Source organism: Streptomyces gilvosporeus (assembly GCF_002082195.1).
Classification (GTDB): Bacteria; Actinomycetota; Actinomycetes; order Streptomycetales; family Streptomycetaceae; genus Streptomyces; species Streptomyces gilvosporeus.
In genome coordinates this window covers 3,398,653-3,422,235 of sequence record NZ_CP020569.1, presented here as the reverse complement: position 1 = coordinate 3,422,235, position 23,583 = coordinate 3,398,653, and the positions used below count along the sequence as shown (strand labels likewise).

The 23,583-nt window shown below is 68.9% G+C and carries 20 protein-coding genes and 2 tRNA genes; 14 read left to right on the top strand and 8 right to left on the bottom strand.

Annotation, left to right across the window (positions count from 1 at the left end; all coding sequences use genetic code 11):
• Positions 1-208 precede the first annotated feature (208 nt).
• From B1H19_RS15095 to B1H19_RS15085, 3 genes are all read right to left on the bottom strand, one after another.
• Positions 209-1,513 carry a TFIIB-type zinc ribbon-containing protein gene (locus B1H19_RS15095; RefSeq protein ID WP_203237161.1) on the bottom strand — a complete coding sequence of 435 codons (1,305 nt, stop codon included), beginning with the start codon at positions 1,511-1,513 and terminating at the stop codon, positions 209-211.
• A 25-nt stretch (positions 1,514-1,538) separates the two neighbouring features.
• The gene (locus tag B1H19_RS15090; protein WP_083109653.1) at positions 1,539-2,687 is read right to left on the bottom strand and encodes an SPFH domain-containing protein; all 1,149 of its coding nucleotides are present in this window, start codon (positions 2,685-2,687) and stop codon (positions 1,539-1,541) included.
• A gap of 167 nt (positions 2,688-2,854) precedes the next feature.
• Positions 2,855-3,994 (bottom strand): acyltransferase family protein, encoded by a 1,140-nt coding sequence (locus B1H19_RS15085; RefSeq protein WP_083105237.1) that lies wholly within the window; start codon positions 3,992-3,994, stop codon positions 2,855-2,857.
• A 646-nt stretch (positions 3,995-4,640) separates the two neighbouring features.
• Between B1H19_RS15085 and B1H19_RS15080 the strand changes: the two genes are divergently transcribed.
• A complete protein-coding gene (locus tag B1H19_RS15080) occupies positions 4,641-4,835 on the top strand; it encodes a hypothetical protein (protein ID WP_083109652.1) in 195 nt (64 codons plus the stop codon).
• A gap of 63 nt (positions 4,836-4,898) precedes the next feature.
• On the opposite strand, the gene B1H19_RS15075 is transcribed toward B1H19_RS15080, so the two are convergent.
• Both B1H19_RS15075 and B1H19_RS15070 read right to left on the bottom strand, forming a co-directional pair.
• Entirely contained in the window at positions 4,899-5,279 is a 381-nt protein-coding gene (locus B1H19_RS15075; protein ID WP_083105236.1) for an arsenate reductase family protein, read from the bottom strand.
• Positions 5,280-5,433: 154 nt separating this feature from the next.
• Positions 5,434-5,504: transfer RNA gene (locus B1H19_RS15070), tRNA-Gly, on the bottom strand.
• Positions 5,505-5,660: 156 nt separating this feature from the next.
• Here B1H19_RS15070 and B1H19_RS15065 point away from each other — a divergent pair.
• The 5 genes from B1H19_RS15065 (at position 5,661) to clpX (ending at position 10,606) form a co-directional block, all read left to right on the top strand.
• Positions 5,661-5,737, top strand: a tRNA-Pro gene (locus B1H19_RS15065).
• A gap of 274 nt (positions 5,738-6,011) precedes the next feature.
• Positions 6,012-7,409 carry a trigger factor gene (gene tig / locus B1H19_RS15060; RefSeq protein ID WP_083105235.1) on the top strand — a complete coding sequence of 466 codons (1,398 nt, stop codon included), beginning with the start codon at positions 6,012-6,014 and terminating at the stop codon, positions 7,407-7,409.
• 328 nt (positions 7,410-7,737) lie between these two features.
• Positions 7,738-8,340, top strand: a complete 603-nt coding sequence (locus B1H19_RS15055) for an ATP-dependent Clp protease proteolytic subunit (RefSeq protein WP_203237343.1) — start codon at positions 7,738-7,740, stop codon at positions 8,338-8,340.
• A 67-nt stretch (positions 8,341-8,407) separates the two neighbouring features.
• The gene (locus B1H19_RS15050; protein ID WP_083105233.1) at positions 8,408-9,082 is read left to right on the top strand and encodes an ATP-dependent Clp protease proteolytic subunit; all 675 of its coding nucleotides are present in this window, start codon (positions 8,408-8,410) and stop codon (positions 9,080-9,082) included.
• Positions 9,083-9,322: 240 nt separating this feature from the next.
• The gene (clpX, locus tag B1H19_RS15045; RefSeq protein WP_083105232.1) at positions 9,323-10,606 is read left to right on the top strand and encodes an ATP-dependent Clp protease ATP-binding subunit ClpX; all 1,284 of its coding nucleotides are present in this window, start codon (positions 9,323-9,325) and stop codon (positions 10,604-10,606) included.
• An 86-nt stretch (positions 10,607-10,692) separates the two neighbouring features.
• Here clpX and B1H19_RS38665 read toward each other — a convergent pair whose 3' ends face one another.
• Both B1H19_RS38665 and B1H19_RS15040 read right to left on the bottom strand, forming a co-directional pair.
• Positions 10,693-10,983: a hypothetical protein gene (locus B1H19_RS38665; protein WP_159028059.1), complete on the bottom strand. Its 291-nt coding sequence runs from the start codon at positions 10,981-10,983 to the stop codon at positions 10,693-10,695.
• A 207-nt stretch (positions 10,984-11,190) separates the two neighbouring features.
• Positions 11,191-12,123 (bottom strand): hypothetical protein, encoded by a 933-nt coding sequence (locus B1H19_RS15040; protein WP_083105231.1) that lies wholly within the window; start codon positions 12,121-12,123, stop codon positions 11,191-11,193.
• Positions 12,124-12,285: 162 nt separating this feature from the next.
• Here B1H19_RS15040 and B1H19_RS15035 point away from each other — a divergent pair, with 162 nt between their 5' ends.
• Positions 12,286-14,907 (top strand): valine--tRNA ligase, encoded by a 2,622-nt coding sequence (locus B1H19_RS15035; RefSeq protein ID WP_083105230.1) that lies wholly within the window; start codon positions 12,286-12,288, stop codon positions 14,905-14,907.
• On the opposite strand, the gene B1H19_RS15030 is transcribed toward B1H19_RS15035, so the two are convergent.
• A complete protein-coding gene (locus tag B1H19_RS15030) occupies positions 14,873-16,120 on the bottom strand; it encodes a hypothetical protein (protein WP_083109651.1) in 1,248 nt (415 codons plus the stop codon). The genes B1H19_RS15035 and B1H19_RS15030 overlap by 35 nt on opposite strands.
• Before the next feature lie 250 nt (positions 16,121-16,370).
• Here B1H19_RS15030 and B1H19_RS15025 point away from each other — a divergent pair, with 250 nt between their 5' ends.
• The 7 genes from B1H19_RS15025 to mreD all read left to right on the top strand — a co-directional run bounded on the left by B1H19_RS15025 (position 16,371) and on the right by mreD (position 23,513).
• Entirely contained in the window at positions 16,371-17,825 is a 1,455-nt protein-coding gene (locus B1H19_RS15025) for a peptidoglycan D,D-transpeptidase FtsI family protein (protein WP_083105229.1), read from the top strand.
• A 123-nt stretch (positions 17,826-17,948) separates the two neighbouring features.
• The gene (gene folC, locus B1H19_RS15020; RefSeq protein ID WP_083105228.1) at positions 17,949-19,496 is read left to right on the top strand and encodes a bifunctional tetrahydrofolate synthase/dihydrofolate synthase; all 1,548 of its coding nucleotides are present in this window, start codon (positions 17,949-17,951) and stop codon (positions 19,494-19,496) included.
• A gap of 3 nt (positions 19,497-19,499) precedes the next feature.
• Positions 19,500-19,832 (top strand): DUF4233 domain-containing protein, encoded by a 333-nt coding sequence (locus B1H19_RS15015; protein WP_083105227.1) that lies wholly within the window; start codon positions 19,500-19,502, stop codon positions 19,830-19,832.
• 96 nt (positions 19,833-19,928) lie between these two features.
• Positions 19,929-20,342 (top strand): nucleoside-diphosphate kinase, encoded by a 414-nt coding sequence (ndk, locus tag B1H19_RS15010; RefSeq protein WP_083105226.1) that lies wholly within the window; start codon positions 19,929-19,931, stop codon positions 20,340-20,342.
• A gap of 294 nt (positions 20,343-20,636) precedes the next feature.
• Positions 20,637-21,656, top strand: coding sequence for a rod shape-determining protein (locus tag B1H19_RS15005; protein WP_003985182.1), 1,020 nt, complete (start codon positions 20,637-20,639; stop codon positions 21,654-21,656).
• 279 nt (positions 21,657-21,935) lie between these two features.
• Positions 21,936-22,868 (top strand): rod shape-determining protein MreC, encoded by a 933-nt coding sequence (mreC, locus tag B1H19_RS15000; RefSeq protein WP_083105225.1) that lies wholly within the window; start codon positions 21,936-21,938, stop codon positions 22,866-22,868.
• Between the two features lie 3 nt (positions 22,869-22,871).
• Entirely contained in the window at positions 22,872-23,513 is a 642-nt protein-coding gene (gene mreD, locus B1H19_RS14995; protein ID WP_083105224.1) for a rod shape-determining protein MreD, read from the top strand.
• The last annotated feature ends 70 nt before the right edge of the window (positions 23,514-23,583 follow it).

The following is a 23,583-nucleotide window of genomic DNA, read 5'->3' as shown; positions in this document are numbered from 1 at the left end:
CGCCTGACACGCCGTCCGGCGACCGCCGCTTCGCCCGGCCCCCGGCATCCGACCGTCCGCGCACCCGGGAATTCCGCCCGCCCCCGCCACGTTGTGGCCTGCAAGGGGCGCCCGCAACCCTTAGGGGATCTGTTCGAATACCCCCTAGGGGACTCCCGCCCCCAACGCCAACGGCGGCGGGCATCCGCTCCCGCCGCCGACGCGCCTGTCAGTGATGGTGATGGTGCTGCCCGAACACGAACCAGGCCGTCACCAGCAACGCCACCAGGGCAACGGCGCACGCGATCTTCAGCGGGCTGTAGGGCCGGTCCCCGTCGACCTCGCCCGTCTGGGCATTCACCATGACCTGCCACTGCTTGCCGTTGTAGACATACGACGCGAACCACACCGGGAGCAGCAGCAGTTTGTACGTCACCGACCCGTAGTTGGTGTTGACCGAGTGCACCCGCTGCTGGTCGCCGCCGATGTTCTTCTTGCAGTCCTCCCGGATGACCTCGGCCATCCTCCGCTGGGCGTGCTGGAATCCCGCCTCCGGCTCGACGTCGTAGCGCAGCGTCCGGAAGCCCGCCAGATACGCCTCCTGGTAGGCCACCGCCTGCTTCAGCGGCCAGGGCTCCAGCGCCTCCAACTTGGCGACCGGGATGTGCCCGACGCCGGGGACGAGGACGTCGTCGAAGTTCCGGCTGACATTGCCACTGACCCGGGTCCAGCGGATCTCGGTCCGCTCGTTGTCGCCGCTGCCGGTGGTGTACCGCCTGCCGCGCTCACCGTTGTACGAGGACGCGGTCGCGGCGTCGTACGTCCAGTGCGGAACGTACGTCCCGTGCAGGGTCTCGGCCGAGTTCACCTTCTTCAGGCTGTTCGGCGCGAACCAGCGGGACCGGGCCCACTTGCGCAGGTTCTCGTGCACCTCCTGCTTGTTCACCCGGAACGGCACCAGGCCCTCGGGCACGATCCGGTCCGTGGCGGCCGAGGCGACCATGGGCGTGGCGCAGAACTGGCAGCGGCCGGAGAGCGCGCTGGTCTCGTTGACCGCACCGCAGCCGGGGCACTGGAGAACCTGGCCGCCGGCCGCCCGGGGCTTGGGCGGCAGGGTCGCCAGCTCCTCCCAGGCGTGCTCGCGCACTTCCCGGTTGACGGGGGCGATGGGCTGCTCGAAGCGGCAGTTCGGGCAGCGCAGGGCGTTCGTACCGGGGGCGTACTCGGCGGTGGAACCGCAGGACGGGCAGGCGTAGGACTGCGGCGTGCCGGGCTGCTGCTCGGGCTGCGCCTGCTCGGGCTGCTGCGGAGCGGCCGGCTGCTGCCCGTACTGCTGCCCGTACTGCCCCGGGGGCGGCGGAGCCTGCTGGTAGGGCTGCTGCTGCGGGTGGGGCTGTTGCGGCTGCTGCTGCTGGTACGGCTGCGGGGGCTGCCCCTGATAGGGCTGCTGCGGCTGCTGCGGGTAGGGCTGCTGGTACGGCTGTTGCGGCGGCTGCTGATAAGGCTGCTGTGGCTGATACGGCTGATAGCTCATCGGGACACGCCCTCCTGGCGGTCGGTCACGCCTGCGGCGGCAGCGGCGGGGGAGTGGCGCGGAAGAGCGAAGCCAGCTCGGGGATCTGCTCCACCGGCTGCCAGCCCTCCATGCCCTCGCGCCAGGCGAGCATGCCGCTGCGCACGGCGCCCGAGCGGATGTGCCCGGAGAACGTCGCATGGTCGTAGGGGCCCTGCTGCTGGCCGTCCACGGCCACGTGCCACTGGTACTGCTGCTGACCGGGCAGCGGCGGCGGAACGGCCGCGCCACCGGGAGCCGGGGCGGCGGGAGCGGGCGCGTAAGCCTGCTGGGGCTGCTGCGGCTGCTGGGGCGTGAACGCCTGCGCCATCTGCTGCCCCGCGGCCATGCCGAGTCCCAGGCCCACGCCCTCCCCGGCGCCGCCCGGGTTGTTCGCCGCGTCCCGCACCGCGTCCGCCGCCTGCATACGGGCGTAGTTGTCGAGGTTCCCGATGATGCCCATCCGGCTGCGGGCGTCGATGGCCTGCTCGACCTCGGGCGGCAGCGAGATGTTCTCGATGATGAACTTCGGGATCGCGATGCCGTGCGACGCCATCAGCTCGTCGGACAGCATCTTGGCCAGCCGGTCGCCCAGCTCGCTCTGGCGCGCGGCGAGGTCGAGCATGGGAATGCCCGAGCTCCCCAGCAGCGTGCCGAGCTTCCCGACGATCAGCTGCCGCAGATATTCCTCGACCTCTTCGGTGCGGAACTGCGGGTCGGTGCCGGCGAGTTCGTTCAGCAGCTTGGCCGGGTCCGTCACCCGCGCCGCGTAGCCGCCGAACGCCCGCAGCCGCACCATGCCGAACTCGGGGTCGCGCACCGTGACCGGGTTCTGCGTGCCCCACTTCATGTCCGTGAACTGCCGGGTGGTGACGAAGTACACCTCGGCCTTGAACGGCGAGTGGAAACCGTACTTCCAGCCCTGGAGGGTCGAGAGGATTGGCAGGTTCCCGGTCTGCAGCTCGTGCATGCCCGGGGCGAAGACATCGGCGATGCGGCCCATGTTGACGAAAACGGCGACCTGCGATTCGCGCACGATGAGCTTGGCGCCCATCTTGATCTCGTTCTCATAGCGCGGGAAACGCCATACCATCGTGTCCCGGCTGTCGTCGGTCCATTCGATGATGTCGATGAACTCGCCGCGTAGACGGTCCATGAAGCTCACGAGAAGTCCCCCCGGTGCGTCCGGTTGTCGGTGCTGATGCGTTGCTGCTGCATTGATACGGCCACGTCATCGTACGGGGGTGGCCCGGACCTGTCCCTCACCGGTCGCGCACCGCTCACGGTCGCCGTCCGCCGCCGCCTCCCGTGCCCGGCAAGGGATCACGCCCCGGCCCGCGCCCGCGCCGTAACCGCCGGGTCCTTCTTGAACGCCCAGGCCATCTTGGGTTCCATCGCCCACCGGAACGCCCGCTGCACCGGCGGGGTGCACAGCGCCGTGACGACGACGGCCGCGATCACCGTCACCGCGATCTCGCCGAGCGGAGAGTGCAGCCACTTGTAGTCGTCGAACCAGCCCCAGAACCGCGAGCCCTTGGCCAGGAAGCCGTGCAGCAGATAGCCGTACAGCGTCCCCGCGCCCAGCACCGTGAACCACATCGTGCGCCGCGGCACCCAGGAGTAGAAGCAGGCCGTCATCACCAGCGAGCAGCCGAACAGGGCCAGCGTCATGATCACGCCCGCCCACCAGGTGGTGCCCAGCTCCTGGGCGCTGTCGCGGTGGTAGAACCACGCCGACGACATCCGGGGCGCCGCCCAGTACGCCATCACCAGCGCGGCCGCGAAGATCGGCACGGACGCGATCCGCACCGACCGCCGCTGCACCATCCGGAAGTGCTCGGGCCGCAGATTCAGCCCCAGCACGAAGAACGGCAGGAACTGGAGCACCCGCTGGAGGTCCAGATCGTCACCGATCTCCGGGGAGACGGACGCGAGCACGGCGATCACCACGGCCAGCGGAATCGGCCAGCGCACGATCTTCCACAGCGGGGTCGTCAGCCGCCAGATGAACAGCGCCACCAGGAACCACGTCAGGAACCACGGGTCCAGCAGGCTGATCGGATGCCCGGGGTCGTTGTCCGCCCAGCGCTTGAAGAAGGCGTAGGCCGTCTCGAAGATGACGTAGGGGACGGCGACGCCGGTGATCAGCCGCTGGAGGCGGTCCTTGCGCATATCGAAACTGCGCGAGAAGTAGCCGGAGATGATGATGAACGCCGGCATGTGGAACGTGTAGACGGTCATGTAGAGCGCCTCTGCGGCGCGGCTGCCGTCGGTCAGCGGCTCCCATGCGTGCCCCATCGCCACCAGCACGATGGCCAGGTACTTCGCGTTGTCGAAGAACGCGTCCCGGCCGGCTCTGGGCGCGGGCTCCGACGCCGTTGCCGGGGCCGGTGTGTCCTGCGCGGCGGGCGCCTCCATGGGCGGAGACAGCTCGCGTCGTGGAGTGGGGGCAGCGGGAGACATCCCAGGCACGATAGCGGTGCCCGGCGAATGCGTAAAACCCGTACCTCGTTATTCGGTAATTCGCCGGGTGTGGCCGCGGATACGCCACCGATAAAGCGGGCAATGAGCCGTGAGATTCCCCGCAGGGCCGGGTCGTGCGCCCGGTCGCCGGGCCCGCAAGCCGCACCCCGGTGGGATGATTTGTCATGTTTTGACATTTCAAAACGGCTGATATCCCCAGCGAACGGCCCGGAAGGAATGTCCGCTTCCCGGTTGATATGCCGCTATCGCCGCGCAAGCGCAGTCACCGCCGTCACGAAAGACGTGATGGGCGATGCGAGACGATGCGATAAATGGCGCAGGAAATACTGGAAATGGCGCGGGAAGTAGTGCCGGGAATCCGGAAATTCATGCCGGTGGCCCGCCGTGGCGCCGGGCGGTGAATTCCGTACCCCCGCCCCCGCAGGCCCCCGTACGGGCCCCGTCCCGGCTCCTGCCGCGCCTGGCCGGACCCCGTCGCCACCGGGGGACGGAACCGGGCAAAGCGTTGGCCGATGATTCGTCACCCGCCTGCGCTGGGAAAGGAGTTGGTGGCACGATGGGGCCGGGGGGTGTGCGGGGCATGCTCCCGGGCCGGTGAGGCGTTCCGACCAAGGGTGTGATCAGTGTGGCTCTTTCGCTGTCTGTGGTGCTGATGTTGGGGATCATCCTCGTCGTACTGATGAGACAGAAGGCCCTCAAGGCGGGTCCGGCGATCGTCGCCATACTCTTCGGCTTCTTCCTCGCCTCCACGGGAATGGCGCCGTCGATCAACCGGTTCCTCAATTCCATCGCCAGCACCATCAACCACATCACCTTCTAGGCCGCCGGCCCCGGCTCCCGGCGGCCATCCTGTGGTTGTCCAGCGGTTTTCCGGCGATCCCGGCTAGGCGGTCGGTCCGTCCCCGGTCCGCGACAGGGCATCCCGTACGGCTTCCTCGCTGCGCCCCACCAGCGCCGATCCGTCGTCCGCGGTGATGATCGGCCGCTGGATCAGTCGGGGGTGTGCGGCCAGCGCCTCGATCCACCGTTCCCGCTCCGCGTCGGTACGTCCCCAGGACCCGACGCCCAGCTCCTTGGCCTCGGCCTCCTGGGTACGGGTGATGTCCCACGGCTCCAGGCCCAGCCGCTCCAGCACGGCGCGGATCTCGTCCGCGGTCGGCGGCTCCTCCAGATAGCGGCGCACGGTGTACTGCGCGCCCTCCCCGTCGAGAAGGTCCACGGCGGAACGGCACTTGGAACACGCGGGATTGATCCAGATCTCCATGCCGGTCACCTTAGAACGCCGCGAGCCGACCACCTCGGGCGCGCCCAAAACCCCGTACGACGCAAAGAACCAACGCAGCGAACCCACGCCACGAGCCAACCCAACGAACCAACGCAAAGAACCCCAGACCACCGGGCCTGGGGTTCCTTCTGCGAGCGGGCGACGGGAATCGAACCCGCGTAGCCAGTTTGGAAGACTGGGGCTCTACCATTGAGCTACGCCCGCAAGCGCCACCGGTCACCGACCGCGGCACGCTGTGCATCGTAGCGGGTCAGGGCGGTCCGCCGCACACCGCATTCCCGTCGCCCGCCGGCCGGATCCGTTGTCCCGATATCTGGCAGCCGTACGGCCGGCAGCCATGTACCCTACGTGTCGCACCGACGGGGTGTGGCGCAGCTTGGTAGCGCGTCCGCTTTGGGAGCGGAAGGTCGTCGGTTCGAATCCGGCCACCCCGACCAGCACGATCCAGCCGAAACCTCGGCCGGGCGAAGGCTCTCCTTCGCCCCCCTTCACCCGCGCGACGACGCCTCATCGGTTGCCACCGGTGGCCCCTCGTCGGCCCACCGCCCGCCCATTCAAGATCGCGTTGTGGGCGTCATCCTCCCTGCGGTTACTATGCAAGCTGCGCGCCCGTGTGTCTCTGTATCCGGGCGTGATCGGCCGGGCCGCGAATGAGCGGGCCCGGAAGATCTTCGGCAAAACCCCAGAAGTCAGCCCCAAGGAGACCGAACCGTGAAGAGCGCCGTGGAGACCCTGAACCCGACCCGGGTTCGGCTCACTGTCGAGGTGCCCTTCGAGGAGCTCAAGCCCAGCCTCGACGCGGCGTACAAGAAGATCAACCAGCAGGTCACGGTGAAGGGCTTCCGTAAGGGCAAGATCCCTGCCCGGGTCATCGACCAGCGGTTCGGCCGTGGCGCCGTGCTGGAGGAGGCCGTCAACGACGCGCTCCCGAAGTTCTACACCGAGGCCGTCAACGAGGGTGAGCTCAACGTCCTCGGTCAGCCCGAGGTCGACATCACCGAGCTGAAGGACGGCGAGCTGCTGGCCTTCACCGCCGAGGTCGACATCCGCCCGGCCCTGGAGATCCCGGACTACTCCGGTATCGAGGTCGAGGTCGACGCCGTCGAGGTCTCGGACGAGGACGTCGACAAGTCCGTGGAGCAGCTGCGTGAGCGCTTCGCCACCACCGCCCCGGTCGAGCGCGCCGCCCAGGACGGCGACGTCCTGACCGTGAACCTCGAGGCCAAGGTCGACGGCGAGGTCCTGGAGGACGGTGTCGCCCAGGGCGTCAACTACACCGTCGGCTCCGGTGAGCTGCTGGACGGCATCGACGACGCGGTCAAGGGCCTGGAGGCCAACGGCAAGGCCACCTTCACCTCCGAGCTCAAGGGCGGCTCCGCCCAGGGCAAGGAGGCCGAGGTCACCGTCGAGGTCACCGAGGTCAAGTCGCGCGAACTGCCCGAGCTGGACGACGACTTCGCGCAGCTGGCCAGCGAGTTCGACACCCTCGACGAGCTCAAGGCGGACAGCCGCAAGCGCCTCGAGCAGATGAAGAAGTACGACCAGGCCACCCAGGCGCAGGAGAAGGTCCTGGACGAGCTGCTCAAGCTCGTCGAGGTGCCGATGCCGGAGAAGCTGCTCGCGGACGAGATCCAGACCCGCAAGCACAACCTGGAGCACCACCAGCTCGGCCAGATGGGCCTCGACCTCGCGAAGTACCTGGAGATCCAGGGCAAGACCGAGGAAGAGTTCGACGCCGAGACCAAGGAGCAGGCCGAGAAGGGCATCAAGACCCAGTTCATCCTCGATGAGCTGGTCAACAAGGAGAAGCTGAACGTCAGCCAGGAGGAGCTCACCGAGCACCTCATGCGCCGCGCGCAGTCCTCCGGCATGTCCCCCGACCAGTTCGCCCAGGCCGTCGTCGAGGGCGGCCAGGTGCCGATGCTCGTCGGCGAGGTCGCCCGCGGCAAGGCCCTCGCGGTCGTCGTCGAGGCCGCCACGGTCAAGGACACCAACGGTGAGGTCATCGACCTGGAGGACGAGGACGAGACCGAGGTCGCCGAGACCGTCGTCGCCGAGGCCGAGGGCACCGAGGACAAGCCCGCGGCCGACGAGTCGACCGAGGCCTGAGCCCCGGCCGTCGCACGGCACTGATACGTACGGGCCCGAACGCGCACGCAAGCGTGTTCGGGCCCGTTGCCGTGCGGGCACCGGAACCGCGCCGCGGGCCGGTCATACCGGCGTCATACCCGACCGGTGAGCCTGCGCTCACAGCGAACAGTTCTCAATGCGGGATGGCGTTGTCCGACCTGCGCGTTAGGGTCCGTAGATACGAGGGCAGGGGAGTCCCTGAAACCGCGCCGGGCAGCATACGGCGCCGATCCCCGCGCCCCGGCAGACGACGCTGAGACGGTCGCGAACCGTCCGACAACGAGCAGGTGGACACGTGACGATCCCGATGCCTTCCGCCGCCGCTGAGCCGACCTTCGGTGGCCTCGGCGACCAGGTCTACAACCGGCTGCTCGGCGAGCGGATCATCTTCCTCGGCCAGCCGGTCGACGACGACATCGCCAACAAGATCACCGCGCAGCTGCTTCTCCTGGCCGCGGACCCGGACAAGGACATCTACCTCTACATCAACAGTCCGGGCGGTTCGGTCACGGCCGGTATGGCGATCTACGACACCATGCAGTACATCAAGAACGACGTGGTGACGATCGCGATGGGCCTGGCCGCTTCGATGGGCCAGTTCCTGCTGAGCGCCGGCACCCCGGGCAAGCGCTTCGCGCTGCCGAACGCCGAGATCCTCATCCACCAGCCCTCCGCGGGCCTGGCCGGTTCGGCCTCGGACATCAAGATCCACGCCGATCAGCTGCTCCGTACGAAGAAGCGCCTGGGCGAGCTCTCCGCCCAGCACACCGGCCAGACGCTGGAGCAGTGGACCATGGATGCCGACCGCGACCGCTGGTTCAGCGCCGAGGAGGCCAAGGCGTACGGCCTCATCGACGAGGTCATGCCCTCCGCCGCCGGCGTTCCGGGCGGGGGCGGCACCGGGGCCTGACCCCCGGCCGTACACGCCCCGTAGCAGACCCCCAGCCTTTATCGCCACCAGGACGGTGAACCCCTAGATGAACAACTTCCCCGGAAGCGGCCTCCACGAGCGCGCCCAGGCCGAGTTCTCCGGCATGCGCGCCGAGTCCCGCTACATCGTCCCGCGCTTCGTCGAGCGCACCTCGCAGGGCGTGCGCGAGTACGACCCGTACGCGAAGCTCTTCGAGGAGCGGGTGATCTTCCTCGGCGTGCAGATCGACGACGCGTCCGCCAATGACGTCATGGCGCAGCTGCTGTGCCTGGAGTCGATGGACCCGGACCGGGACATCTCCATCTACATCAACTCCCCCGGTGGCTCCTTCACGGCGCTGACGGCCATCTACGACACCATGCAGTTCGTCAAGCCGGACATCCAGACGGTGTGCATGGGCCAGGCCGCCTCGGCCGCCGCGGTGCTGCTGGCCGCCGGTACGCCCGGCAAGCGGATGGCGCTGCCCAACGCCCGGGTGCTGATCCACCAGCCCTACAGCGAGACCGGCCGCGGCCAGGTCTCCGACCTGGAGATCGCCGCCCGCGAGATCCAGCGGATGCGTTCGCAGCTCGAGGACATGCTGGCCAAGCACTCCAGCACGCCCATCGAGAAGATCCGCGAAGACATCGAGCGCGACAAGATTCTGACCGCGGAGGAGTCGCTCGCGTACGGTCTGGTCGACCAGATCGTCTCGACGCGGAAGTCGTCCGTCTCCGTCTGAGCGGAGCGGCCGACCGGGGCGACCTCGTGGGCGGCTCATGACTCGCTCATGACCTGCCCGTGGCCCGCTCGCGATCTTCGCGAAATGAGCCGGAGTGGCTGCCCCCTTGGAACGGGCCGGAACGAGTGAACCGAGTCCGTCCAAGGGGGGCCCGTACGGGGGTCCCGGCAAGGTACCGTCGATAGGCAAGCACCCGGGTCCGTTGAGCAATGCGGATCCCAGGCGAAGGGGAAGCACCTCGTGGCACGCATCGGTGACGGCGGCGACCTGCTCAAGTGCTCATTCTGCGGAAAGAGCCAGAAGCAGGTGAAGAAGCTCATCGCGGGACCTGGTGTGTACATCTGCGACGAGTGCATCGATCTCTGTAACGAAATCATCGAGGAGGAGCTCGCCGAGACCTCCGAGGTGCGCTGGGAGGAGCTCCCCAAGCCGCGGGAGATCTACGAGTTCCTCAACGGCTATGTGGTGGGCCAGGAGCCCGCGAAGAAGGCGCTGTCGGTCGCCGTCTACAACCACTACAAGCGGGTGCAGGCCGGCGAGAACGGCGGCGGCCGCGGCGACGAGGGCATCGAGCTCGCCAAGTCCAACATCCTGCTGCTCGGCCCCACGGGCTCCGGCAAGACGCTGCTGGCGCAGACCCTCGCCCGGATGCTCAACGTCCCGTTCGCCTTCGCCGACGCCACGGCGCTGACCGAGGCCGGCTACGTCGGCGAGGACGTCGAGAACATCCTCCTCAAGCTCATCCAGGCCGCGGACTTCGACATCAAGAAGGCCGAGACCGGCATCATCTACATCGACGAGATCGACAAGGTCGCCCGCAAGAGCGAGAACCCCTCGATCACGCGGGACGTCTCCGGCGAGGGCGTCCAGCAGGCCCTGCTCAAGATCCTGGAGGGCACCACCGCCTCCGTCCCGCCGCAGGGTGGCCGGAAGCACCCGCACCAGGAATTCATCCAGATCGACACGACGAACGTCCTGTTCATCGTGGGCGGCGCCTTCGCCGGCCTGGAGAAGATCATCGAGGCCCGGTCCGGCGCCAAGGGCATCGGCTTCGGCGCCACCATCCGGTCCAAGCGGGAGATCGAGTCCAAGGACCAGCTCCAGGAGGTCATGCCCGAGGACCTGGTCAAGTTCGGGATGATCCCCGAGTTCATCGGCCGCCTCCCCGTCCTCACCTCCGTCCACAACCTCGACCGTGAGGCGCTCCTCCAGATCCTGGTCGAGCCGCGTAACGCGCTCGTCAAGCAGTACAAGCGCCTCTTCGAACTCGACGGCGTCGAGCTCGACTTCGACCGCCCGGCCCTGGAGGCCATCGCCGACCAGGCCATCCTCCGCGGCACCGGCGCCCGCGGCCTGCGCGCCATCATGGAAGAGGTCCTGTCCTCCGCCATGTACGAGGTCCCGTCCCGCAAGGACGTCGCACGGGTCGTCATCACGGCGGACGTCGTTCACTCGAACGTGAACCCGACCCTCGTTCCCCGGAACCGGGGGGAGTCGGGGGAGCCGCAGGAGAAGAGTGCGTAGTGCGCTGCTCATAGCGACCAACGGAACAGCCCGGCAGCGAAGTCGCTGCCGGGCTGTTCTTGTGGTTGGCGGGGCGGGTCAGCGGTTCACCAGCTGAGATTGCACGCCGTGTTCGCGTCCTGACCTTTGACGCCCAAGGCCAACAGGTCGATATAGCAGCTGTTTATGGCTGCCGCCTTTCCAATCGCCCCGGGCTCGCTATCCGCGAGGTTGCACTCGCGTGAAACCTTAGGCCCGATTGTGTACCCGTGCGCGTGCAGGTACGACGCGCATTTGTAGGTGTCGGCGTGGGCCGGCGCGGTGGCGACGAGTGGAAGCGCGGCGCCTGCCAGCACTGTTGCGGTGGCTGCCGCTATGCGGCGCACTACCTTGCGCATGGGAATCCCCCCTTGGGTCGGAAAGCCGCGGTGGCTTTCGATCGATCGTCGATCAAGCTACTGCCCCATGAGGCTCCATTTGGGGCATCCGTAATGTTCTGGTCAATTTTCTGCCGGATCCGTCGCTTCACGCGCAGGGCAGGCGAAGGGCCCTCGACGGGATGCCCGTCGAGGGCCCTTTCGTGGTCGGTCGGCCGCTGGGAAGCGCTACTTCTCCTTGCGGACTTCCTGGCGGATCTTGGCGGTCTTGTCGGCCGCGGCGTCGCCCTCAGGAGCCTGTTCGGTGACTCCTGTGGGCCCCATTGCAGGCATGAACGCGACCGAACCGACGGCGCTGCTGTCTCCCCAGGCGCAAGAGGTGAGGTTGAAGGACATCTCCACGCCGTGCTCACTGCCCGAGACCTTGTACTTCGCGCACTTCAGCGCTCCGCCGTCGAAGTTGTCCGGCGAGTACGACGTTGCACTGTCGACGGTTTCGACCTTGAGGCTCTCGGTCCCCATGTTCTTCTTCATGTTGTCTTCGACTTGGGCGAAGAGCTGGTCAACGGCGCCTTCCGGGTTCGCGACCTTTCCGTAGTAGCCCGTAATGCCCACGCCCGCCTTGCTGGGCGTCTTGTAGCGACCCGTCACCCTCTTGCCCTCGGTGATCCCCAGGGCTTTGGCCTGCTTGTCGCTGGAGGCGTCCGCGGGGGTGCTGGGCAAGCCGGCCTCTTTGGTGTACTGCCCGTTCAGCAGGGAGTCCGGCAGCGAGATCGTGTACGGCTTCACATTGCCGCCACCCCCCGACCCGAACACGAAGTAAGCCCCCACCCCGATCGCCGCCACAACAGCCACCGCGCCGATGATCAGGCCGACCTTCTTGCCGCTGCCGCCGCTCTCCGGCGGGCCCTGGGGGATGGCGCCGTACGGGGTCTGCTGGCCGTAGGCGGGCTGGGCGCCCTGTTGGGGGTAGCCGTAGCCGGGCTGCGGGGGCTGCTGCTGCGGGTAGCCGTAGCCGCCCTGCTGCGGGGGCACCTGGCCGCCCTGCTGCGGGTAGCCGTAGCCGGGCTGCGGGGCCGGCGGCTGCGGCTGCTGGCCGTACGGGCCGGGCTGCTGAGGCTGCTGTCCGTACGGTCCGGGTGGCGGCTGGTTGTAGCTCATGGAGCGGTTCCCCTCGTAACAACTGTGGCAGCCGACGTCTGTGTGCTGCCCGCATGTGATGTTTATGCGCTGCGAACATCCTGTACGACGCCGCTGACAGCCGGTGCCCCGGGGGCGAAACCGATTCGAAGCTGCGACATACGCGCCCGTACACTGTCGGTCGTGACCGAGAACACTCAGCAGAGCAACCACAGCGCCCCCGAACTGCCGACTCAGTACACGCCGGCCGATGTAGAGGGGCCGCTGTACGAGCGCTGGGTAGAGCGGGGCTACTTCGAGGCGGACGAGAAGAGCGAGAAGCCGCCGTACACGATCGTCATCCCGCCGCCGAACGTCACCGGCTCCCTGCATCTGGGGCATGCCTTCGAGCACACCCTCATCGACGCGCTCACGCGTCGTAAGCGGATGCAGGGCTACGAGACGCTCTGGCAGCCGGGCATGGACCACGCCGGTATCGCCACCCAGAACGTCGTCGAGCGCGAGCTCGCCAAGGAGGGTGTCTCGCGGCACGACCTCGGCCGCGAGGCGTTCGTCGAGCGGGTCTGGCAGTGGAAGAACGAGTCCGGTGGGCAGATCAGCGGTCAGATGCGCCGCCTCGGCGACGGCGTCGCCTGGTCGCGTGAGCGGTTCACCATGGACGAGGGCCTGTCCAAGGCCGTCCAGACCATCTTCAAGCGGCTCTACGACGACGAGCTGATCTACCGCGCCGAGCGCATCATCAACTGGTGCCCGCGCTGTCTGACCGCCATCTCGGACATCGAGGTGGAGTATCAGGACGACGACGGTGAGCTGGTGTCGATCCGGTACGGGGAGGGCGACGCGTCCATCGTCGTCGCGACGACCCGCGCCGAGACGATGCTGGGCGACACGGCCGTCGCCGTCCACCCCGAGGACGAGCGCTACGCCCATCTCGTCGGCACCGAGATCGAGTTGCCGCTCACCGGCCGCCGGATTCCGGTCGTCGCGGACGAGCACGTCGACCCGGAGTTCGGTACGGGTGCGGTCAAGGTCACCCCGGCGCACGACCCCAACGACTTCGAGATCGGGCGGCGCCACGATCTGGCCAGCCTGGCCGTTCTCGACGAGCGGGGCGTCATCACGGCGCACGGCCCCTTCCAGGGGCTGGACCGCTTCGAGGCCCGTTCCGCGATCGTCGGTGCGCTGCGCGCCGACGGCCGGATCGTCTCGGAGAAGCGCCCGTACACCCACTCCGTCGGCCACTGCTCGCGCTGCAAGACCACCATCGAGCCGCGGCTGTCGATGCAGTGGTGGGTCAAGGTCGGCCCGCTGGCGAAGGCGGCCGGCGACGCGGTCCGTGACGGCAAGGTCGCGATCCACCCCAAGGAGATGGAGTCGCGGTACTTCGGCTGGGTGGACAACCTTCACGACTGGTGCATTTCCCGCCAATTGTGGTGGGGCCACCGGATTCCGGTCTGGTACGGGCCGAACGGTGAGGTCGTCTGCGTCGGACCCGAGGACGAGGCGCCCACCGGCGAGGGGTGGCACCAGGACACCGACGTTCTCGACACGTGGTTCTCGTCGGGCCTGTGGCCGTTCTCCACTCTCGGCTGGCCCGAGCAGACGCCGAGCGTCGAGAAGTTCTATCCGAACTCCGTGCTGGTCACCGGCTACGACATCCTCTTCTTCTGGGTCGCCCGGATGATGATGTTCGGGCTGTACGCGATGGACGGCACCCCGCCGTTCCACACCATCGCGCTGCACGGCATGGTTCGTGACCAGTTCGGCAAGAAGATGTCCAAGTCGTTCGGGAATGCGGTCAATCCGCTGGACTGGATGGACGCGTACGGATCGGATGCGGTCCGGTTCACGCTGGCCCGCGGCGCCAACCCGGGTGTCGACGTCCCGATCGGCGAGGACTGGGTCCAGGGGTCCCGTAACTTCGCCAACAAGATCTGGAACGCGACGCGCTTCGCGCTGATGAACGGCGCCACGGTGGAGGGCGAACTGCCGCCCGCCGAGCAGCTGTCGGCGACCGACCGGTGGATCCTGTCGCGGCTGAACTCCGTCGTCGCCGAGGTGGACGCGTACTACGACGACTACCAGTTCGCCAAGCTGTCGGACACCCTCTTCCACTTCGCCTGGGACGAGGTCTTCGACTGGTACGTCGAGCTGTCGAAGACGACGTTCATGGCGGGCGGCCCGGCGGCCGATGCCTCGCGGCGGGTGCTGGGCGAGGTCCTGGACGTCACGCTGCGGCTGCTGCACCCGATCGTCCCGTTCGTCACCGAGACGCTGTGGACGACGCTGACCGGCGGGGAGTCGCTCGTCATCGCCGAGTGGCCGACCGACTCCGGCTTCCGCGACGCGGCCGCCGAGAAGGAGATCGAGACCGTTCAGCAGGTCGTCACCGAGGTCCGGCGCTTCCGGTCCGACCAGGGGCTCCAGCCGGGGCAGAAGGTTCCGGCGCGGCTGGATCTGTCGGGTACGGCGCTGGCGGCGCACGAGGCCGCGATGCGCTCGCTGCTGCGGCTCCAGCCGGCCGGTGAGGACTTCAGCGCCACGGCCTCACTGCCGGTCGCGGGGGCGACGGTCGCACTGGACCTGTCCGGGGCGATCGATGTCGAGGCGGAGCGCAAGCGGCTGACGAAGGATCTGGCGGCGGCCGAGAAGGAGAAGGCGCAGGCCGACGGCAAGCTCGGCAACGAGGCGTTCCTCGCCAAGGCGCCGGAGAAGGTCGTGGACAAGATTCGCGGCCGGCTGGCGGCCGCGGAGGCGGACATCGTCCGGATCACCGCGCAGCTGGCGGCTCTGCCCAAGGCGTAGCACCGTCCTCAGGGTTTCCGGCCCCAGGGCTTCCGGCCCCAGGGCTTCCGTCCCCAGAGCTCGTCGCAGGCCCCTCGTCCGTATGGGCGGGGGGCCTGCGCCGTCCCCGGCCGCCCCGCCCGCCCCGTCGTCCCCGCTGCCCCCGTTCGCGTACCGGCGCGCACAGCACGATCGCCGTCGAGACCGCCACGAAGGCCAGCCGGATCAGGCCGCGGGCCGAGTCGTCGGGGACGGCGAAGACGCTGCCGTAGAGGACCAGCAGGGCCAGCCAGCTCCACCAGGGGACCAGGCGGCGCTGGCCGATGACGTCCCAGAGCAGGGTGCCGAGCAGGACGGACGCGGTGTAGTAGGTGTAGACGCTGGGGTCGAGGGCGATGCGGGCGTTGGCGCCGAGCAGGACCACCGCCGGCCAGCGGCCGCGCCAGACGGCGAAGGATCCGAGGGCGAGGCCCAGGGCGGCCTGGGCGGGGCGGTCCCAGCCGGGGGTTTCCGGATCGGCGACACCCAGCCAGCGCAGCGCGGACGCCGGGTGGTTGGGGATGGCGAACTTGGCGGCGGACACGGTCTGCGGGTCGCCGAGGAAGAACGGCAGCCAGGCGACGGCCACCAGGCCCGCGCACCACAGGCCGGCCTTCAGCCACTTGTCCCTGGGCAGGGCGAGCAGGAGGGGGAGGAAGGCCAGCGCGGTCGGTTTGGAGTCCATGGCGAGGGCCATGAAGGCGCCGGTCAGGGCGGCGTTGCCGAGGGTCAGGGCCCGTACCGCGAGGCAGGTGAAGAACAGCGCCAGGACGTCGTCGAGATGGCCGAAGCGGACCGCGACCTCGATCCACATGGGGATGAACGCCAGCCCGGCGATCAGGACGCGCTGCCGCAGCCGCTGGTGGTTGGTGCCGGTGCCCAGGAAGTGGTAGGCGGCGCTGCGGCCCGCCAGGACGACGATGACCAGCCCGAGCAGCGACATCAGGGCCGCGGCGAGGAACTGGCCGGTGGCCTCGGGGAACGGGTTGAACAGGCCCGCGGTCAGAAAGCTGAGCGGGCCCATCTGGAGCTCGGGGTGATGGGCGTAGAGGTTGAGGCCGCCCGTGCCGTCGCCCGCGCCGGCCTGGTAGATCAGCTCGCCGCCGGTGCGCAGATAGTGCCAGGAGAAGCCGCCGTGCGGTTCGACCACCGCGAACCACAGGACGGTCCAGGCGGTGAGCAGCACCAAATGCATCCGCTGGCTGATGGCCGGCACCCGTCGTCGCTCCTGTCTTCCGCTCGGTGTGTCCACGCGTCCACACCCCTCCGGGGGAGAGCCCGCCGTGAAAGAGGGGGAAACGCGCCGCTCAGTTGTCCCGTACAAGCCATTCCGTACGAGCGAGGCACTTTCATGGCGCTCTCATTGCGCTCTCATGAAGGACGGGCACGGTGGACCGGAATGCCGACGTTCCGGCCGAACCGACCGTCCCGAGGAGCCGCGCCCCATGAACACACCGCTGCGACGGGTCTCGGTCTTCTGCCTCGCCCTGATCCTCGCCCTGATGGGCTGGGCGACCTGGATCCAGGGCGCAAAGGCTAGTGACTACATGGGCGACCCGCACAATCCGCGGGTGACGATCGGGAAGTACGCGGCGCCGCTGGGCAACATCCTGGTCGACGGGGAGCCGGTGACCGGATCGGCGGCTACCTCGTCCACGCTGAAGTACAAGCGCACGTACAAGGACGGCCCGCTGTACGCCCCCGTGACCGGATTCACGTCCCAGATCTTCGGCAGCAACCAGTTGGAGAGCCTCTACGGCGATCTGCTCGACGGCTCCGACGGCCGACTCCAGAGCCCCGCCGACGCGGTGCTGCACCGGCGAGCCAAGGGCGGCGATGTGGCCACCACCATCGATGCTGCGGTACAGAAGGCCGGATACCGGGCGCTCGGGGACAAGAAGGGCGCGGCGGTCGCGCTGGACCCGAAGACCGGGCGGATCCTGGGCATGGTCAGCACGCCCTCGTACGACCCGGGCACGTTCTCCGGGTCCGCCGCGGCCGATCAGAAGGCGTGGCAGGCGATGGCGAAGGATGCCGACCGGCCGAATGTGAACCGCGCGCTGCGCCAGGCGCTGCCGCCCGGTTCGACCTTCAAACTGGTGGTCGCCGCGGCCGCCCTGGAGAACGGGCTGTACTCCTCGGTGGACGAGCCCACCGACAGCCCCGACCCGTACACCCTCCCGCACACCCGCACCACGCTGCACAACGAGAACGCCTCCGCGCCCTGCGAGAACGCCACCCTGCGCACCGCGCTCCAGTACTCCTGCAACACCGTCTTCGCGAAGATCGCCGCTGATCTGGGGCAGGACAAGGTGGCGGCGCAGGCCGAGAAGTTCGGGTTCGACGACGGCAAGGTGGACGTGCCCGTGCGGGCCGCCAAGAGCGTCTATCCCAAGGGCATGGACTCCGCGCAGACCGCGCTGTCGGGGATCGGCCAGTTCAACGACCAGGCGACGCCGCTCCAGATGGCGATGGTCGCCTCGGCGATCGCCAACGGCGGCGAGCTGAAGACCCCGCAGCTGGTGGACAAGCTCACCGACGGCGGTGGCAACACGGTCCAGCAGTACGGTCCGAAGACCTACGGTGAGGGCCGGGCCATCTCCGCGCACACCGCCGCGCAGCTGCGGTCGGCGATGCAGACGGTCGTGGACAAGGGCACCGGATCCGGCGCGAAGATCGACGGACTGACGGTCGGCGGGAAGACCGGTACCGCCCAGCACGGCGTCGACAACAGTGGTACGCCTTATGCCTGGTTCGTCTCGTATGCGCAGAACGGTGCGGGGCGGCAGGTGGCGGTCGCCGTGATGGTCGAGGACGGGCATGCGGCGCGCAACGAGGTCTCGGGCAACGGGCTGGCGGCGCCGGTGGCCCGGGCCATGATGAAGGCGGCGCTGTCGTAGTGGCGGCGCCGGCTCCCCGCCCCGCCGCGGTGTGTGCCGGTCCGCGGCCGGTCTGTCCTGGGGCGATGCCGCGCGGGCGGCGCGGCGCGAACGCTGTCGGTGGTCCCTCGTAGACTTGTCGTCGTGAGCGAGCGCCCCCGAAACGACGACCCCGACCCGACCGCCCCCGAGCCGAATGGCAGCCCCGAGCCGTCCGACACCTTCGACGAACTGGTCGAGGCCGAGACGAATCGCGATCCCGACCTGGCCGTGATCGAAGCCGGCAGCCGAACGCTGCGCGCGCAGGCCGGGCCGCCGCAGGGGGACGCCGTCCCCGCCCGGCCCGCCGACCCCGAGGTCGACCGTGCGCTGCGCGAGGTCGAGGCGGAGCTGGCCGGGCGCTGGGGCGAGACCAAGCTCGACCCGTCGGTCGAGCGGATAGTGGCGCTGCTGGACATCCTGGGCGCCCCGCACCGCGCCTACCCGTCCATCCACATCACCGGCACCAACGGCAAGACCAGCACGGCCCGCATGATCGAGGCCCTGCTCGGCGCCTTCGAGCTGCGCACCGGCCGCTACACCAGCCCGCACGTCCAGTCGGTCACCGAGCGGATCAGTCTGGACGGCGCGCCGATCTCCGCCGAGCGGTTCATCGAGACCTACCGGGACATCGCCCCGTATGTGGAGATGGTCGACTCCCGGCAGGAGTACCGCCTGTCCTTCTTCGAGGTGCTGACGGCGATGGCGTACGCCGCCTTCGCGGACGCCCCGGTGGATGTCGCGGTCGTCGAGGTCGGCATGGGCGGCACCTGGGACGCCACGAACGTCATCGACGGCGATGTCGCCGTGATCACCCCGATCTCGCTGGACCACACCGACCGGCTGGGCGAGACGCCCGAGCAGATCGCCGGCGAGAAGTCCGGGATCATCAAGAAGGACGCCACGGTCGTGCTGGCCCAGCAGCCGGTCGACGCCGCGGCGGTGATGCTCAAGCGCGCGGTCGAGGTGGATGCCACGGTCGCCCGTGAGGGCATGGAGTTCGGGGTGCTCTCGCGGGAGGTCGCGGTCGGCGGCCAGATGCTGACGCTGCGCGGGCTGGGCGGTGAGTACCCGGAGGTCTTCCTGCCGCTGTACGGCGCCCACCAGGCGCACAACGCCGCGGTGGCGCTCGCCGCGGTGGAGGCGTTCTTCGGCGTCGGCTCGGACCACGCCCGCACGCTCGACATCGACACCATCCGTTCCGCGTTCGCCGCGGTCTCCTCGCCGGGCCGGATGGAGGTCGTCCGGCGCAGCCCCACGGTCGTGCTGGACGCCGCGCACAACCCCGCCGGCGCGCAGGCGGCGGCCGAGGCGGTCACCGAGGCATTCGGTTTCAGCCGCCTGGTGGGGGTCGTCGGCACCAGCGAGGGCAAGGACGTGCGAGGCGTACTGGAGGCTTTCGAGCCGATTTTCGCCGAGGTCGTGGTGACCCGTAATTCCAGCGAGCGCGCGATGGACGCCGATGACCTGGCCGCCATCGCCGTGGAGGTCTTCGGCGCCGAGCGGGTCCAGGTCGAGCCGCGGCTCGACGATGCGCTGGAGGCGGCGATCACCCTCGCCGAGGAGGAGGGCGAGTTCTCCGGCGCGGGTGTGCTGGTGACCGGCTCCGTCATCACGGTCGGCGAGGCCCGACTGCTGCTCGGGAGGGGCTGAACGATGCGGACCCTGTGTGCAAGCACCCTGATCGGTGAGTTCTTCGTGATCGGCTTCGCGGGGCTGGTCGCCATGCAGCTCAGCGGGGTGCCGACGACCACGGTGTGGCTCGTGTGCGGCATCGCGATGCTGGTCAGCCTGCTGCTGTGCGGGATGCTGAGCCGCCCCGGCGGCGTCCAGCTGGGCTGGGCCCTCCAAATCGCCCTGATCGCCAGCGGCTTCGTCATCCCCACGATGTTCTTCCTCGGCGCGGTCTTCACGGCCCTGTGGTGGGCCTCGGTCCACTACGGCCGCAAGGTGGACGACGCCAGGGCGCGGGCGGCCGCCGCCGGGTGAGCGTGCGGCCGGTCCGGGGGCCGGCGTGGTGCGCCGGATGCGCCCTGTAGCCTCGGTGCACCGCTGATCTATTTGACGTATACAAGGAGCCCCTCCGTGAGCCAGCGCACGCTCGTTCTTCTCAAGCCCGATGCGGTCCGCCGCGGCCTGGTCGGCGAGATCATCGGCCGGATCGAGAAGAAGGCCGGTTGGACGATCGCCGCGATGGAGCTGCGCACGCTCGACCGGGCCCTCCTGGAGCAGCACTACGCCGAGCACGTGGGCCGGGAGTTCTACGAGCCGCTGGTCGCCTTCATGGCGTCCGGTCCGGTCGTCTCGCTCGTCGTCGAGGGGGAGCGCGTCATCGAGGGCATCCGCGCGCTGGCCGGGCCGACTGACCCGATTGCCGCACCGAGTGGGTCCATTCGTGGGGACTTTGGCACGATCACCCGAGAGAATCTGATCCACGCCTCGGATTCCGAAGAGTCCGCGGAGCGCGAGATCAAGATTTTCTTTCCTGGCATTTCCTGACGCGCCAACACGCGTACAGCCCTTGTGACCTGGGGTGACCGATGGAATCATCGGTCACCCCTTGGCATATGCGACTCGATCGGGGGAACGCATCCCCGCGACACGACGTCACCATTAAGGGGGGCGGGTGCGTGTACGGCTGACAATGACGCTCTGGGCTCCACCGTGTTCGAGCGGGTGGCGCGACAAGACTACGATGGAGCCTCCGCGTCATTCAGCGCATCACCTCCTGCCGACCTCAAGTAAGCATTCGCTCCAGTTGGGAAGGCCAGACGTATCCTCATGGGGAACAACATGTCGTTCATCGGCCGTGACATGGCTGTCGACCTCGGGACCGCCAACACGCTGGTGTACGTCAGGGGCCGCGGCATCGTCCTCAACGAGCCTTCGGTCGTGGCCATCAACACCAACACCGGCGGCATCCTCGCCGTGGGCGCCGAGGCCAAGAAGATGATCGGGCGCACGCCCGGCAACATCGTCGCCGTACGGCCCCTGAAGGACGGCGTCATCGCCGACTTCGAGATCACCGAGCGGATGCTCCGCTACTTCATCCTCAAGATCCACAAGCGGCGCTATCTGGCCCGCCCGCGGGTGGTCGTGTGTGTTCCCTCCGGGATCACCGGAGTTGAGCGCCGCGCGGTCATCGAGGCGTCCACCCAGGCCGGTGCGCGCCAGGTGCACATCATCGAGGAGCCGATGGCCGCGGCGATCGGCTCGGGCCTGCCGGTCCACGAGGCCACCGGCAACATGGTCGTGGACATCGGCGGCGGGACGACCGAGGTCGCCGTCATCTCGCTCGGCGGGATCGTCACCGCCCAGTCCATCCGGGTGGCCGGCGACGAACTCGACAACGCGATCATCCAGCACATCAAGAAGGAGTACAGCCTTCTGCTGGGCGAGCGCACCGCCGAGAGCATCAAGATCACCATCGGTTCGGCCTACGACCTCGAGCAGGACGAGCACACCGAGATCCGCGGCCGCGACCTGGTCTCCGGGCTTCCCAAGACCGTGGTGATCTCGGCCGCCGAGGTCCGCAAGGCCATCGAGGAGCCGGTCAACTCCATTGTCGACGCGGTCAAGACGACCCTCGACAAGTGCCCGCCGGAGTTGTCCGGAGATGTCATGGATCGCGGCATTGTGCTCACCGGAGGCGGCGCCCTGCTGCGCGGCCTCGACGAGCGGCTGCGCCGCGAGACCGGAATGCCCATCCACATCGCCGAGGACCCGCTCGACTCCGTCGCGCTCGGTTCCGGCAAGTGCGTCGAGGAGTTCGAGGCGCTCCAGCAGGTCCTGGACTCCCAGCCGCGCAGGTAGACGTCCCGGTGCCGGATGTGCCCGCGGCGCGCCGCCCGGCGCGCCGCGGGATCGGGCACCACCGGCAGTACCCGATCGATCCGCTGAATCGTTGCCACACAGGCACCACGTTTCCGCACAGCTCAACAACCCCCGGCAGGCACCGCCTCCCGGCACATACGGCGTACTGACGCCACGTCAGCCGCCACTGCTCAGACAGGCACAACGCTCAACTCCCGAATGAGACCGGCGCGGGCCCGCAGCCGGCCGGTCCTACGAGGAAGGACACGGCCGCCGCACGTGAGGGACACACGAGAGAGCCGGCTGCTGCTGGTGCTGCTGGTCGCGATCGCGTTCGCGCTGATCACGGTCGATATTCGCGGCGGTGAACAGTCCCCGCTCGATGGTGCCCGGCAAGCCGCCGCCTCCGCCTTCGGCCCCGTCGAGAACGGCATCGCCGGCATCGTCAGCCCGATCGGCAACGCCGTCGGCGCCGTACGCGACTCCGGGGAACGGCACAACCGCATCGCCCGTCTGGAGCGCGAGAACGCCGCCCTCAAGGCCAAACTCGGCTCCTCCGACCGCAACCGCAGCCGCGCCGCCCAGCTCGACAAGATGCTCAAGACCGCCGGCACCGGCCAGTACGGCATCAAGGGCGCCCAGGTCATCGCCATCGGCGCGGCCCAGGGCTTCTCCTGGACCGTCACCATCGACGCCGGCAGCCGCGACGGCATCGCCCGCGATATGACCGTCCTGAACGGAGACGGTCTGGTCGGCCGGGTCACCACCGTCGGCGCCGACACCTCCACGGTCCTGCTGGCCAACGACCCCGACTTCACCGTCGGCACCCGCATGGAGAAGACCAACGAAATCGGCTTCGCCAACGGCCAGGGCGGGCGCTCGCTGCGCGTCCAGCTGCTCAACGGCAAGGCCGCCGTCAAGAAGGGCGACCGCCTGGTCACCTTCGGCTCCAGCGCCGACAAACCGTTCGTGCCCGGCGTGCCGGTCGGCAAGGTCGTGCGGGTCGACCCGTCCAACGGCGATCTGACCCGCACCCTCCAGGTCCGGCCGTTCGTCTCCTTCTCCCAGCTCGACGTCGTCGGCGTCGTCGTCCAGCCGCCCCGTGAGGACCCGCGCGACACCGTCCTGCCGCCCAAACCGGCCAAGCCCAAGCCGGCGCCGACGGTCACCGTCACGGCCACCCCCTCCGCGAGCGCTTCTCCCAGGAGCTGACCGATGCGCATCAACCGGATCCTGCTCGCGACCCCGCTGGTCGTCGTCTCCCTGGTCATCCAGGTCAGCGTGCTGGCCCGGCTCCAGCTGCCCGGCGCCGTGCCGGACCTGCTGCTGCTGGTCGTCCTCGCCCTGGCGCTGGTCTACGGCCACGTCGGCGGCTGTCTGGTCGGCTTCGGCGCCGGACTGCTCGCCGACCTCGCCCCGCCCTCCGACCACGCCATCGGCCGCTATGCGCTGGTGCTCTGTGTCATCGGCTACGCCGCCGGGCTGACCCGGCCCGACTCCGGCCAGCACCGCTCGGCGACCGTCCCCCTGATGGTCGTCATCGGCGCCGCCATCGGCTCGACGATGATGTACGCGGGCGTCGGCGCGCTGGTCGGCGACACCGCCGCCCGGCACGTCGGCCTGGTCGGACTGCTGCTCAGCGCCACCCTCTACGACCTGCTGCTGGCGCCGTTCGTCGTGCCGCTGGTGATGGCCGTCGCCCGCCGTACGGACAACGATCCGCTGGCCGCCGACGGCTCCGGCGGCTCGGCGGGCCGCGAGCCCGCCTACGGCTGGCTGAGCAGCGGCAGCGGCTTCAAGGCCGGACGCACCAGCCTGAAGAAGGCCGGCCGGCTCAAGGGGGTCAAGCGGCTGTGAACGGGGCACACGGCACAGGGGCGGAGCGATCGGCCAACGGACGGGCAGTGGGGGCGCTGTGAGCAACGCC